This is a genomic window from Pseudomonas sp. MLB6B, from assembly GCF_054508135.1.
The window spans coordinates 2,679,249-2,692,834 of the sequence record NZ_CP199313.1 but is presented as its reverse complement, the minus strand read 5'-3'; the positions used below and the strand labels follow the sequence as shown (position 1 = coordinate 2,692,834).

11 protein-coding genes are annotated in these 13,586 nt (G+C 63.3%); 3 read left to right on the top strand and 8 right to left on the bottom strand.

Features of this window, described 5'->3' with window-relative positions; all coding sequences use genetic code 11:
- Position 1: 1 nt before the first annotated feature.
- From ACSMEV_RS11955 to ACSMEV_RS11935, 5 genes are all read right to left on the bottom strand, one after another.
- A complete protein-coding gene (locus tag ACSMEV_RS11955; RefSeq protein ID WP_459205346.1) occupies positions 2 to 1,195 on the bottom strand; it encodes an acetyl-CoA C-acyltransferase in 1,194 nt (397 codons plus the stop codon).
- A gap of 20 nt (positions 1,196 to 1,215) precedes the next feature.
- Entirely contained in the window at positions 1,216 to 1,983 is a 768-nt protein-coding gene (locus tag ACSMEV_RS11950) for an SDR family NAD(P)-dependent oxidoreductase (RefSeq protein WP_459205345.1), read from the bottom strand.
- 177 nt (positions 1,984 to 2,160) lie between these two features.
- Positions 2,161 to 6,651 carry an NEL-type E3 ubiquitin ligase domain-containing protein gene (locus ACSMEV_RS11945; protein ID WP_459205344.1) on the bottom strand — a complete coding sequence of 1,497 codons (4,491 nt, stop codon included), beginning with the start codon at positions 6,649 to 6,651 and terminating at the stop codon, positions 2,161 to 2,163.
- Positions 6,652 to 6,726: 75 nt separating this feature from the next.
- Positions 6,727 to 7,746, bottom strand: coding sequence for an AraC family transcriptional regulator (locus ACSMEV_RS11940; RefSeq protein WP_459205343.1), 1,020 nt, complete (start codon positions 7,744 to 7,746; stop codon positions 6,727 to 6,729).
- 72 nt (positions 7,747 to 7,818) lie between these two features.
- Positions 7,819 to 8,376, bottom strand: a complete 558-nt coding sequence (locus ACSMEV_RS11935) for an NADPH-dependent FMN reductase (protein WP_459205342.1) — start codon at positions 8,374 to 8,376, stop codon at positions 7,819 to 7,821.
- Positions 8,377 to 8,530: 154 nt separating this feature from the next.
- On the opposite strand from ACSMEV_RS11935, the gene ACSMEV_RS11930 reads away from it, so the two are divergent.
- A complete protein-coding gene (locus tag ACSMEV_RS11930; RefSeq protein ID WP_296263886.1) occupies positions 8,531 to 8,749 on the top strand; it encodes a hypothetical protein in 219 nt (72 codons plus the stop codon).
- A 171-nt stretch (positions 8,750 to 8,920) separates the two neighbouring features.
- Here ACSMEV_RS11930 and dnaQ read toward each other — a convergent pair whose 3' ends face one another.
- From dnaQ to ACSMEV_RS11915, 3 genes are all read right to left on the bottom strand, one after another.
- Positions 8,921 to 9,661: a DNA polymerase III subunit epsilon gene (gene dnaQ, locus ACSMEV_RS11925; RefSeq protein ID WP_459205341.1), complete on the bottom strand. Its 741-nt coding sequence runs from the start codon at positions 9,659 to 9,661 to the stop codon at positions 8,921 to 8,923.
- Positions 9,662 to 9,744: 83 nt separating this feature from the next.
- Positions 9,745 to 10,191, bottom strand: a complete 447-nt coding sequence (gene rnhA, locus ACSMEV_RS11920) for a ribonuclease HI (RefSeq protein ID WP_296263882.1) — start codon at positions 10,189 to 10,191, stop codon at positions 9,745 to 9,747.
- Positions 10,192 to 10,238: 47 nt separating this feature from the next.
- Positions 10,239 to 10,997 carry a class I SAM-dependent methyltransferase gene (locus tag ACSMEV_RS11915; protein WP_459205340.1) on the bottom strand — a complete coding sequence of 253 codons (759 nt, stop codon included), beginning with the start codon at positions 10,995 to 10,997 and terminating at the stop codon, positions 10,239 to 10,241.
- Positions 10,998 to 11,099: 102 nt separating this feature from the next.
- On the opposite strand from ACSMEV_RS11915, the gene gloB reads away from it, so the two are divergent.
- Positions 11,100 to 11,879 carry a hydroxyacylglutathione hydrolase gene (gene gloB / locus ACSMEV_RS11910; RefSeq protein ID WP_459205339.1) on the top strand — a complete coding sequence of 260 codons (780 nt, stop codon included), beginning with the start codon at positions 11,100 to 11,102 and terminating at the stop codon, positions 11,877 to 11,879.
- Positions 11,880 to 11,978: 99 nt separating this feature from the next.
- Positions 11,979 to 13,421, top strand: coding sequence for a transglycosylase SLT domain-containing protein (locus tag ACSMEV_RS11905; RefSeq protein WP_459205338.1), 1,443 nt, complete (start codon positions 11,979 to 11,981; stop codon positions 13,419 to 13,421).
- Positions 13,422 to 13,586: the final 165 nt, after the last annotated feature.

Genomic DNA, 13,586 nt, shown 5'->3' with positions numbered 1-13,586 from the left:
CTCAATACAGACATTCGACGGCGATTGCCGTGGCTTCGCCGCCACCGATGCAGATAGCGGCCACGCCTCGGCGTAGGCCGTTCTGGCGCAGCGCCGAGAGCAGAGTCACGACGATGCGCGCACCCGAGGCGCCGATGGGATGGCCCAGGGCGCAGGCGCCCCCATGCACATTGACCTTGTCATGCGGCAGCGCCAGGCGCTGCATGGCTGCCAAAGTCACCACGGCGAAGGCCTCGTTGATTTCGAACAGGTCGACCTCGGCCAGGGACCAGCCGGTGCGTGCCATCAGGCGCTCCATGGCGCCGATGGGCGCGGTGGGAAACAACGCGGGCGCGTCGGCGAAGGCCGCATGGCCATGGATCACCGCCAACGGCTTCAAGCCGCGCCGTTCGGCCTGGGAGCGACGCATCAGCAACAGCGCTGCAGCGCCATCGGAAATCGAGCTGGCGTTGGCGGCGGTCACCGTGCCGTCGGCGCGAAACGCAGGGCGCAGCTGGGGAATCTTCTCCAGACGCGCCTTGGGCGGCTGCTCGTCTTCGCTGACCAGACGGGTTTGCTTGCCTTCGGTGACTTGCACCGGGACGATCTCGGCGCTGAAGCGGCCCGCGGCCATTGCGTGTTGCGCGCGGGTCAGCGAGGCAATGGCGAAGGCGTCCTGCTGCTCGCGGCTCAAGCCGTGGGTCTGTGCGCAGTCCTCGGCGAAGGTACCCATCAACCGACCCTTGTCGTAGGCGTCTTCCAGGCCGTCGAGGAACATGTGGTCGAGCACTTTGCCATGGCCCATGCGGTAACCGCTGCGGGCCTTGTCGAGCAAATAAGGTGCGTTGCTCATGCTTTCCATGCCACCGACCACCACCACCTCGGCGCTCTTGGCACGCAGCAGGTCGTGGCCCAGGATCAACGCTTGCATGCCCGAGCCGCACATCTTGTTCAGAGTGGTGCAGGTGGTCGAGGTCGGCAGCCCCGCGCCCAGTGCCGCCTGACGCGCCGGCGCCTGGCCCAGGCCTGCGGGCAATACGCAGCCGAATAGCACCTGTTCGACCTCCGAGGGCGCGACGCCGGCACGCTCGACGGCAGCCGCGATGGCGATGGCGCCAAGTTGCGGTGCGGTTTTCGACGCCAAGTCGCCTTGCAGCCCACCCATGGGCGTGCGCACGGCACTGACGATGACGATGGGATCAGCGGGAAGGGTCATGATGGTTTCCTTGGAAATCGTCAGCGAGCGGCCATGCGCAAGGCGCCGTCCAGGCGGATCACCTCGCCGTTGAGCATGCTGTTTTCAATGATGTGACGCGCCAGCGCCGCGTACTCCTCGGGGCGCCCCAGGCGCGGTGGAAACGGTACGCCGGCGGCGAGCGAGGCACGCACGTCGTCGCTCATGCCTGCCATCATGGGTGTTTCGAAGATGCCGGGAGCAATGGTCATCACCCGGATGCCATGACGGGCCAGCTCGCGCGCAACGGGTAACGTCATGCTGGCGATGGCGCCCTTGGACGCCGCATAGGCGGCTTGCCCGATCTGCCCGTCGAAGGCGGCGACCGAGGCCGTGTTGATGATCACCCCGCGCTCGCCCTCGGCATTGGCAGGGTTTTCAGCCATGGCAGCGGCGGCCAGGCGCATGAGGTTGAAACTACCGATCAGATTGACGCCGATGACCCGGGCAAAGCTGTCGAGCGCATGGGGCCCTTGTTTGCCCAGCACCTTCTCGCCCGCCACGATGCCGGCGCAATTGACCAACCCATGCAAGTTGCCGAAGTCGCGAAGCGCCTGCTGCATCGCCGTCTGCATGGCGCCTTCTTGGCCGATGTCGGCAACCGCGAAGCGGGCGTTGGTGCCCAGTTCGCGGGCCTTGGCTTCGACTCGGTCGGCGTTGAGATCGACCAGGGTGACTCGTGCGCCGGCCTCGACCAGCATCCGCGCAGTTGCTGCACCTAACCCTGACGCGGCGCCGCTGACCATGAAATGGGAATCGCCTATGAGCATGTCCGTCGTCCTCAGCCCGACGACGGTGGTTGTAAGGGGCCTCGTTGGGAGAAAAAAAGCGCAACCGTCGTGGCGACGATGTTCGCGCCGCACATTGGCCGGAACAATGGTCAAAGCCGTCAGCCTGCATGACCGCTTTGGCCATTGTTCCGGTCGTCGCACTTCAGCGTGGATATGTTAGCGCGGCGGTACCTGCGTATCGAGGGTGTCGAGCAGCTCCAGAGTCAGTTGCAGACGCAGCGCCTCCAAAGCGCTTTCGCGGCGCACGTTGAGTGCGTCCCAACGTTGCCGGTACTCCTCGCTGCTGAGGTTGTCCATGTCCTGGTCTAAGGTGGAGCCTTCGGCGTCAAAGTCCTCCCGGACCTGAGCGAAGGCCTGCTCATGGTGCACGTCAAGGTAGCGCTGCCAGAATGTGCGCTGCACCAGGCTCTCAGCTATAGCCTGGTTGGTCTCACCATCGCGTACGTACTGCAAGGCCCGCTCCAGATCCTGCGGCGGCACGTTGGCGATTCTCACGTAGTGCATGCTGCTGGGCTGAAACGGCAGCTCCAGAGCCTCGGCCAAGTGTATGCGGTAATAAAGGCTAACTTCGATCTCGTCGACGCCGCGGTCCTGTGCCACACGGTTTTGCATGTCCTGGCGGGCGAACGCTTCGACCTGGGCCAGACGCCACAGACGTCGACCCAACGCGATCAAGCGCGCCGCACGCCCCTGCTCATTGGCATCGGCATTGGCCCGGGCTTCCAGAACCTGCACCTGCAGGTCGCTGAAACGCTCGGCGACACTGTCGGCGCAGGTGGTTGCCTCGTTGGCACGGCTGAATATGGCTTCCCGCAGTTCGGGATCGCTGTCCAACGCGGTGACCATCGACCAGACCTGATCGGCCAGGTGCGCCGGTGCCTGAGTGAAGTCGGAGGTACGCGGGAGTTGTGCGAACAGATCGATCAAACCGCTGCTGCCAGGCAGTACCGATAGGCGATCCCAGCGGCTGGCCTGTGCAGCTCGGTCGGCGCTCTCCACTCGGCTCAACCACTCTGCGCGTGCAGCGGCCGGGGTCAGGCCCACGCCGGGCGCCTGCTGCTCGAGCGCATGGACATTAGGGTGTGCGTCCAGGCGGACCAGGGCGCGCAGTTGCTCCTGACCGAGCGGATTGTCCTGGATCATAAAGGCGCGTCGATAGGCCAAGGGCATCTGCAGCACGGCATCAGGAATGGTACTGAGGTAGTTGTTGCGCAAGTCGGCCGCTTCGAGCAAGCCGCAGAGATCGAGCCCAACCGGCCATACGCTCAGTTGGCAATAGCGCAAGCTGATCCAAGACAGCCGATGCAAAAGATGGAAACGCAGCTCGAAGCTGCCCAAGGGGTTGTAACTCAGATTCACGGACCGCAGGTTCGGGAGACTGGTGATGGCGTTCTCGCTTTGGGCGCTCAAGCGTATGCGGTTATGGTCGAGGCTCAATCTCTGCAAGCGGATGAGATAAGACAAGCCTGAAGGGATACCAATCAGTTCGTTGCTGCCGAGGTTGAGTCGGCGCAGGTTATCGAACGCCCGCAGGAAGCTGGTCGGCACTGTCCTCAAGCGCATGTTGCGTAGGATTACGACGGTGACGTGAGGGAAATCCACTCCATCGGGCAGTTCCGGCAGATGCACCACAGGGATGCCACTGAGATCCAGGCGTGTCTCGAAGGCAAGGCCGCCTGAGCCAGGCGCGCGCGTGCCTACTAAGCGCCAGCAATTGCGCAAGCGCAATGCCACCTGCTGTCGCCAACCGTGATGATTGGTTGTCGATGTCTCGCCCGCCCAACTCACCAGCGTTCGGTCTAGACGAGCATAGGTCGCTTCCTGTTCGAGCAGTATCTGTAAAGGCGACATGTTCGAGTTCGAGATCATCTCCAGATAACGCTCGACGTCTTGCTCGTTGAGTCCTGGGTACAGCGCCCGAATACGGTTGCGCAAAGCCTGATTGGACGACGCCACGCTGCCTCGACCACTGAGTAAGTAGCCGATCCGGCCGTCGGCCAGGCGTTGTCCAGGGTTGAGCCAAGGCGCCTCGGCACGCCAGCCGAGCAGTTGCAGCCGACGAGCAGGGGTCTCGGGCAATTTCAACAGCAGGCGTTCGCGCAGGTCGGTTGCCCTCGAATCGACGCCCAGGCCCATGCGCTGCGCCTGCTCGGTCGTAAGCAGTGCCGTCAGCGTCTCGAACAACCCTTGCGGATCGTTGATCTCCAACTCCAGGACGCGCTCTTGATAGTTGTACAACATGAAATGATCGTCCGTACGGACCAGTATGCGTAGCGCGTCTGGATCGGCTTGAGGGTCCATGATCGAAATACGCCGCCCCCAGACACTGCCTTCACGCACCTCAATGTTGAGCGCAGCCGGCCAGTGCGGCAGGCGCCGAAGCAAGGCCACCACTAGATCGGCCGTGTCGTCGTTATAGGCCTCGTCGAAGTACAGCCCCTCGATCGCCCTCCCTAGACGGGCATGCTGCCTGATCGAACGTGCACGCCGCGCAAGCGCCAAGGGCAGGCGGCGTTCGACCAAAGCCACTTGTCGTTCGACCTCGCCACAATCTCGTACCACCTCGGCCGCGTATGCATCCGTCAAGCCTGGAAAATCGCGCTGCACCAGACGCATCAATGCATCGTCCGGCAAGCGCACCTGGTTCAGATACTCGAACAGCGGTCGGCGTAAACTCGCCTCCTGCGCCAACAGCGTCTCGCGCATCAACTCGCCATAGAGTCCATCGATGCCCGGCTGTCTCAAGCACCAAGCCTGGATCTGCTCATCGACCACTGGATGCCCATGGACCAATCCACTGAAGAATCTATCGATACGCAAGCGCGTTTCGAAATGTCGTAGTGCTTCACGCAAGTTCACGGGCAGCGGACGATTCTCCACCAGCAAACCGCGCAATTCGTCGCCATCCATGCCGGCGATACGCAGCACTTGCCTGACCTGCGTGGCGTTGAATGGCGGATCATGGGGCCAGAGGGTGTTCAGCATTCGTACATCGTCATGCCATTCAAGGGGCCGTGCGAAGAACAGCCGCCAGCTACGCTGGCCATTGTGCTGGACGACGGGGGCATAGGCCTGCGGGCGTTGCGGATGGCGCAGCCGCCATAGACCCTCGGGATCGGGCCGGTGCACTTCGTACCAGGCTTGGCCTTGGCGCATCCAGCGTCGCTCGCCCTCGCCGTACAAACCATCGGGGCGTAAAGGGGCCTGCGGCGCCGGGACCACGTAGGCGCTGGTGTCGGGCGACCACAGACGCCTATCGCCGTTGTCAAGAGCCACAGGTTGCAGCCCATCGACCAGTGCGCTACGGGCGAAGCCACGCGCGACCACCGTCGCGCCGCCAGCGACGGCGGCAGTCACGGCAACCGTTTCGGCTACCCCCAGAAAGTGCTCCAGCGCTTCGTGCTGATGTCCATGACTCCAGTCCTGCGCGCCTTCGAACGCCTCCGACAGTACCTGTACCAGCATTTGCCCAAGCAGCACGGCGCCCACTGCTGGAATGAAGAAACCGGCCAGGCCCGCCAACGCCAATCCGGCGCTCTCCCATTGCTCGAGCCGCTCACGAGCCGCCGTTGCGTCGGCCAGTGCAGATGGCACCAACAGCAGTTTGGCATCGGCCTTGAGGCCCCCGACCTGCGAAGTGACCAGTTCTGTGAAGGGATCGCCTGCGATCGCCTGAGCTTGCACCTGGAGGTCTGGGACGTCGTCCTTGAGCCGTTGACCGAGCTGCTTGAGAAAGGCTGGGCGCTGCTCCAGGCGGATGAGTCGAGCGAACGCCTGCTGATCGGTGTTAGGGCGCAGATCGTCGAGCAGAGCCGTGTTCAATGCCTCCCAATCGTCGAACGCACGCAGTGGCCGCTTTGGATCGCTCGGCAGGTACAGCACAACGCCTTTCCACTGGCCCTCAGCGTCGCGCAGTTCGAAGGCTAGTGCATCGGTCAGCAAGCGTCCAAGCATGCTCACGCGGACCACGCTCGCGCGCAGGCAATCGCCACAGACAGGTGCGGTCGGACTGAGCAAGATCTGTAGTGCAGTATGCGCAGGCGCCGGTAACTGCCCCTTGAGCAAGGCCACTTCGGCCGTCAGCAAACAGCCGGCACGCTTGTCTTCGGCCAGCAAGGCGCAGGTCTGCTCGGTGAAGACATCGTCGAGCAACTGCTGATAGGCAGCGCCGACATCGACGAGACGGCACTGCGCGATCAAGGCATCGGTGTCAGACACCACAAGGTCGAAGTCCCCTGCCGCCACCAGACCTGTCCCCACGTAGTAGGAGGTATCGGCCGGAAAATTCTGCATCAGCCTCAGCAGCGCCGGCTCGCGCCGGTAGACCGGCTGCAGAATGGTCCAGCCGGGGATCGTGATACTGGGAATACTCGGTTTCACCACCAGCCATTCGAGCTGCTCGACCGTCGTACCCTGAGATAGAAATCCGACAAGGTGCCGATTGAACTCATGCTTGGCGAAGTCCTGCAACGAAATCAGCTCGACGGTAGCCTGGCGCATCCGCTCGTGGCTGATGCGATAGGCCTGGAAGCGGTCACGCAGGCTGTTGATTTGGGCCGGTGTCGCATCGACCAGCCAAGGCTTGAGCAACGTCCTGATGAATTGGTCGGTGTAGGGGGCACTTTGTGGATCGGCGGGGACGGTCATGAGCAGCTCCTGAACAAAAGATGCCCAAGGTGAACAAGCGGCGGCGCAAGCAGCAGCTGGAATCCGCTCCACGGGTCAGTGCTTGTCCGCAGCGCCGCTGAGCGTGCGGTAGTGGCCAGGATTGCACCCGAACCACTTGCGGAACGCTTTGTAGAACGAGCTGCTTTCGGCATAACCAAGCCGCTCGGCGACCTCGACCAGGCTGAGCTGCGGATCGGCCAGCCAGCTCACCGCCAGTTCGCGACGGACGCTGTCTTTCAGGCCCTGATAGCTCTGCCCTTCTTCGGCCAAGCGCCGCCGCAGCGTCGACAACGACAGGCACAACCGCTTGGCCTGGCAGTCCGCGTCGGGCCACTGTGCCGGATCCAGCGCCAGTAGGTCTGAACGAATGCGTCGCCCCAGGCTGGACGGGTCTCGGTAACGAACCAGGATGTTGCCCGGCGCATGGGCAAGGAACCGTTGCAGGTCTTGGGGGGTGCGCCGAATCGGCTGATCCAGACTGTCGGCCGCGATGATCATGCGCGTGGTGGTGCGATCGAAGCGCAGGTGTTCGGAAAACATCACCCGGTAGTCATCGCAGAACGGCGGCGCTGCGCAACGCAGGTCCACGGCCAGAATGGCGATGCGTCGCCCTGCCAGCCAACACGCCAACCCATGGACGATCATCCACAACGTGAAGTAGGTGAAAGCGCGTTGGGGCGCTGAGCAGGGTTCGTCGAACACGATCTGCGCAATGCTGCGCTCGCGCAGCAGTCGAGGCTTGAGGTGGGCCAATGCCAGGCTGAGGTAGTGCAGTGCGGTGTCGAGCCCATCGCCGACGCTCGCTTGGACCAAACTCGCACGCCCCATGAAGGCCAAGCTGCCGAGCGGCAAACCGCGCGGGTCCATGGCGAAGAACTCGTCGTCACACTGTCGCGCCAGGCGTCGCCACAGGGCGGCGTAGGTCTGGCTGGGAAGACGCCCGTCAGGCTGCTGAACGGACCGCGGGTCGATGCCCAGACGTTCCAACAGGGCGTCGCTGTCAGACCCGGCTGGACAGCTTTGCAGCAGTGCTTCGCGCACCAAGTGCATGGAAATGGTGTCTTTGTCGCTCATCGGCGCAGGCATCCAGGCGCAGGGAAATGGGCCATCTTACCGAGCTGGCCCACCCGGACAAACCTGCTCGACTCATACCGAGCGGTTGAGCTTCACCCAACCGGCGAATCGGTCGATGAACGATTGCAGGAAGGGACGGGTTTTTTCGTTCAACTTGCCGGCATCGTCGAACAGGTTGGCAGCGCCGCCGACATAGGCTTCCGGCATCTGCATGCACGGCATGTCGAGGAAAACCAGGGTCTGGCGCACGGCATGATTGGCACCAAAGCCGCCCAGCGCACCGGGCGAGACGCTTACCACGGCCGCTGGCTTGCCACTCCAAGCACTTTGGCCGTAGGGGCGCGAGCCTACGTCGATGGCATTTTTCAAGCAGCCGGGGATCGAGCGGTTGTATTCGGGCGTAACGAACAATACCGCGTCGCTCGCGTGGATCTCTTTGCGAAAACGCGTCCAGGCCGCGGGCGCGTCAGCTTCGATATCCTCGTTGTACATGGCTAGGTCGCCGATCTCGACGATCTTCAGCGACAAGCTGGAGGGCGCAAGCTCCGCGAGCGCGCGCGCCACCTTACGATTATAGGAATCCTTGCGCAGACTGCCGACGACGACGGCTACCGAATACTCATGGCTCATGGCGATTTCCCGACTCTGCTGTGAATGAAAGGCTGTAGCCATAGATGACCACCACGCGCGTTCAAGGTTTTTTCGGTTCTACGGAAAACTTACTGGCTGCTGTATCGGTCTATGCCTACAGACATTTCCTAATATTTCAGAGGTTTCCTCGCCCATGGCAGCAGTAATGGTCGGCCAATTCCACGCTCGTGACGCCGAAGGCCGTATCTATCCCGTTCATGAGTTTCAAGAATCCACCCTGCAAGAAGACGGTAGCTCCCTGGGTTCGCCCATCGTCACCTATCGTCTGGCAATCGGCGATCGCGTCAACCATTTGGGTGAAAACCGCTTCGAACTGGTTAGCAACGGTGTGGAGCTGATTCGCGTGCCATGAGCATGGTCGGGGACGGGAACACCTCGTCCCCGCGTCCGCCACGAACCAAGCGTTCTCCCCACACTGGTCTCGCATAGGCTAAGGATACGCAGGGCCAACCGTCACTCAGCAACTCCACCACCATTTCCGCCTAACCTACCCGGTACCCGCTGCGCGCAGGCCTGGCGCTTCTCAACCCAGATTTTCCCAAAGCGCTGGCGCGCCCGCTGCCTTGGCGATGGCGGCCAAGCGCTCGGCGTGGGCCTCCAGCTCAGTGGCACTGGCCAGCACCACCGGGCCCGGCTGGCGACCGCTGATGCGGCGGATCTCGCTGGGCCTGGCAGCCGAACCGTCTCCCTCCTCGGCGCCATTACCCGCCAGCGACAGGCTGGTCTGCCCGCCGGTCATGGCCAGGTAGACGTCTGCCAACAATTCGGCGTCGAGCAAGGCGCCGTGCAGGTCGCGCCCGGAGTTGTCGATGCCGTAGCGTTTGCACAGGGCATCGAGGCTGTTGCGCTGCCCCGGATGGCGCGAGCGCGCCATCATCAGGGTATCGAGAATCGGGCAGTGCACCGAGATGTCGGCGCGATCCTGCTGGCCGACCAAGGCGAATTCGTTGTTGATGAAGCCGACGTCGAACGCCGCGTTATGGATGACCAGGGTGGCGCCCTGGATGAAGTCGAAGAATTCGTCGGCCACTTCGGCGAAGCGCGGCTTGCCGATCAGAAACGCGTCGGTGATGCCATGCACGCCGATGGCGCCTTCGTCGCTTTCGCGGTCAGGCTGCAAATAGACATGGAAGTGGCGGCCGGTCAGGCGCCGGCCGATGACTTCGACACAGCCGATTTCGATGACCCGGTGACCCTCGGTCACGGGCATGCCGGTGGTTTCGGTGTCGAGGATGATGAGCCGTTTGTCTTGCTGCTGCTCCACGCGGTGACTCCAACTTGCATCACAGGAAATGACCTGGATTGTACCGCAGCCCAGCCAACGGCGCCGAGCCAAGGTACGACCGGTCAACGGCTGGCGCGGACCTCGTCGACGCCGCGGTTGGCCAACTGATCGGCACGTTCGTTACCCGGATGGCCGATGTGGCCGCGGACCCATTTCCAAGTCACGTTGTGGCGGTTCACCTGCTCATCGAGCAGGACCCACAGATCGGCGTTCTTCACCGGCTCCTTGGCGGCGGTCTTCCAGCCGCGCTTTTTCCAGTTGCTCATCCATTCGGTGATGCCCTTCATGACGTATTGCGAGTCGGTGGTGAGCACCACGTCGCATTCGCGGGTCAGCACCATCAGGCCCTGGATGGCGGCCATCAGCTCCATGCGGTTGTTGGTGGTGTTGAGCTCGCCCCCCCAGAGTTCCTTTTCCGCGCCCTTGTAGACGATCAGAACGCCCCAGCCACCCAGGCCGGGGTTGCCCTTGCAGGCACCATCGGTGTAGATCTCGACGCTATCGGTCATGTACTGCCTATTCGCTTGAAATGATCGAGGCTCGGCAGCGGCGACGTTCAGCCATCGCTGCGCCGGCGATTGACCTTGGCCAGTGGCAGGGGCAAGAGCTTGCCCATGGGCTCGCGGCGTGCCTGGCGCAAGGGCCGCAGGCCCACCACCATTTTGCGCGCCACCAACACGTAGACCCCGCCGCCGCCCAGCTGCCAACGACCGGCGCGCTGTTCCCAGCCCATCAGGCGCTGTTGCCAAGCCTTCGAGGAAAGCGGCGGACGATAGCACCCGAACCGACGTTTCTCCAGCGCGAAACCCAGCAGGTTGAGCCAGTCGCCGACCCGCGACGCCGAGATGCAGCGCGCCTTGCGCAAGGCGCCCTTGCCCAGCAGGTGGCGCACGCCCCAGGTACTCCAGGGGTTGATGCCGACCACCAGCAGGTGCCCCCCGGGGCGCACCGCCATGGCGGCCTCGCGCAGCAGGCCGTGGGGCGACAGGCTGAAGTCCAGGCCATGCTGCAACACCACCACGTCGGCCGCATGCTCGCTGAGCGGCCAGGCCTGCTCTTCGCACACGATCTCGACCCCTGGAAACGGCGCACCCAAACGCACGTTGCGCTGGACCTGCGGCGCATTGGGCGAGGCTTCGGCGCAGGGCCCGTAATGCACCAGGAAGCCGCCGAAGAAACGCGCCAGCTCTTCTTCGAGCAGCGCCTGCTCTTCATTCAGCATCAATCGCCCGATGGGGCTGTCGAACCAGTGCCGGGCCTGCCCGATCAGTTCGACCCACTCGGCATCGGCCTGGGCAAACACTTGGTCGCTCATTGCATGTTCCTCGGGTAGTTCTCTGGCCGCACCTCCAGCATCAGACCGGGTCTGAAAGGCTAAGATGCCTGTATGTCCCACCTAGAGATTCGGATCCGCGCCATGATACAGATCGATGCACTGCCTGCTTTCTCCGACAATTACATCTGGTTGTTGCAGGATACTGCCACACAGCGCTGTGTGGTGGTCGACCCAGGGGACGACCAGCCTGTGTCCGCCTGGCTCGACGCCCACCCTGACTGGCACCTGACCGACATCCTCATCACCCACCACCACCAGGACCACGTCGGCGGCGTCGAGACGCTCAAGGCCAAGACCGGCGCGCGGGTGCACGGTCCGGCCAGCGAACGTATTCCCGGCCGTGACGTGGCGTTGCGCGATGGCGATCGGGTCGCGGTGCTGGGCCTGGCATTCGAAGTCATTGAGGTGCCAGGCCATACCCTTGGGCACATTGCCTTCTATAGCGCGCAACCCCAGGCCCCTTTGCTGTTCAGTGGCGATACCTTGTTCGCCGGTGGCTGCGGGCGCCTGTTCGAGGGCACGCCTGCGCAGATGCATGCCTCGCTGGAGCGGCTGGCGGTTCTGCCTCGGACCACGGAGGTGTACTGCGCCCATGAATACACCTTGAGCAACCTGCGCTTCGCCGCTGCCGTCGAGCCCGACAACGCAGAGGTACGCCAGCGCCTGAGCGAGGTGGAAAAGCTGCGTGCCCAGCAGCGCATCACTCTGCCCTCCACCTTGGGTCTGGAGCTTCGCACCAATCCCTTCCTGCGCACTGCTGAAACATCTGTTAAACAAAAAGCAGACGAGCGGACAGATCGGGTAAACCCTAGTTCCATCGAGGTTTTTGCTGCCTTGCGGGCCTGGAAGAACGCTTTCTGATAACCCCAAGATATATCGCAAGGCTGCACCAAGGTTGACCATCCGGGAAGCGGTTCCTAGAATCGCCCAACTTTTTTGCCCGGATAAACGTGCCTGCCGATGTCATTCCGTAGCTGCAGACCCTCTCATTCCATCGCCCTCAGGCGCTTGGCCCAAGCCAGCGCCCTGGCCCTGGCAGCCACCTTGGTGGGTTGCCAGAGCACACCCAAGGTCGACGAAAGCGATAGTGTTCGCGCGCCCAACTACCAGGCTCGGATCAAGCACAAGCCCGTCGTCCGGGTGCTCGCGCCCGTCGCCCCGCAGCCGCCGCAAGACGTCTGGGTACGCATGCGCCAAGGCTTCGCCTTGCAGGACATCGACGCCAACCCGCGCATCGAGCAGCAACGCCTGTGGTTCGCCAGCAACCCGCGTTCGGTGGAGATCACCGGCGAGCGCGGCAGCCTCTACATGCATTACATCGTCGAGCGTCTCGAAGAGCGCGACATGCCCCTCGAGCTGGCCCTGCTGCCTGCCATCGAAAGCGCCTACAACCCCATGGCGTACTCGCGTGCCCATGCCGTCGGCCTCTGGCAGTTCATTCCTTCCACCGGCAAGCACTTCAACCTGCGCCAGACCAATTTCTACGATGGCCGACGCGACATCACCGCGTCGACCAACGCCGCGCTGGACTACCTGAGCCGCCTGCACGACATGTTCAACGGCGACTGGCTGCTGGCACTGGCCGCCTACAATGCGGGCGAAGGCACGGTCAGCCGGGCGATCGAGCGCAACGAGCGACTGGGCTTGCCCACCGACTACTGGAACCTGCCGCTGCCCCAGGAAACCCGCGACTACGTGCCCAAGCTGCTGGCCCTGTCGCAGGTGGTGAACGCCCCGGAAGCCTATGGCATCACCCTTAGCCCCATCGCCAACGAGCCCTACTTCGAAGCGGTCGCCATCAACGAGCGCTTGGACCTGTCGCGGGTAGCGGCTTTCGCCGACATCGACGAAGACGAGCTGATCCAGCTCAACCCCGCTTTCAAGAAACGCATGACCGTCGATGGCCCGCAGCAGTTGCTGGTGCCCACCGCCAAAGCCCAATTGCTGGCCGCCAGCCTGTCCAACCTCAAGCCCGAGCAATTGGTCAGCCTGCAGCCGAACAAAGCCGTGTTCCAGGCAGCCCTGGCCGAAGCCAAAGCGCCGGTGGCGGCCACGCGCAGCTACCGGGTCAAGCGTGGCGACAACCTCGCCGCCATCGCCCGCGCCAACCGCGTCTCGGTGCGTGACCTGCAGCGCTGGAATCGTATGTCCGGCAGCAGCCTGAAGGCTGGCCAGGTACTGGCGCTGCGGGGCGGCAAGGCCTCCAGCGCACCGAGCGCCGCCGCCAATCGTGTAGCCGCCGCGCAGAAGCGCTCGACCCAGTACAAGGTGCGCCAAGGCGATTCCCTGTACCTGGTCGCCAAACGCTTCAACGTCGAGATGCAGCACCTCAAGCGCTGGAATCCGCGCAGCGGTAAAGCCCTCAAGCCAGGCCAGACCCTGACCGTGTACGTGGGTCGCTGAGCCCTTCGGCAATGCCCTTGTCCAGCTGATCGACGCCTCCGACCACGAGGCGTCGAGACAGCCCCAGAGCGTATTGTCCGGCACCACGCACAGGCATCTTTTTCCAACCCGGACAAGCTGTTACTGTAGCCCGACCCAAGCCCAACGCCTGTGGATCGGATGCCG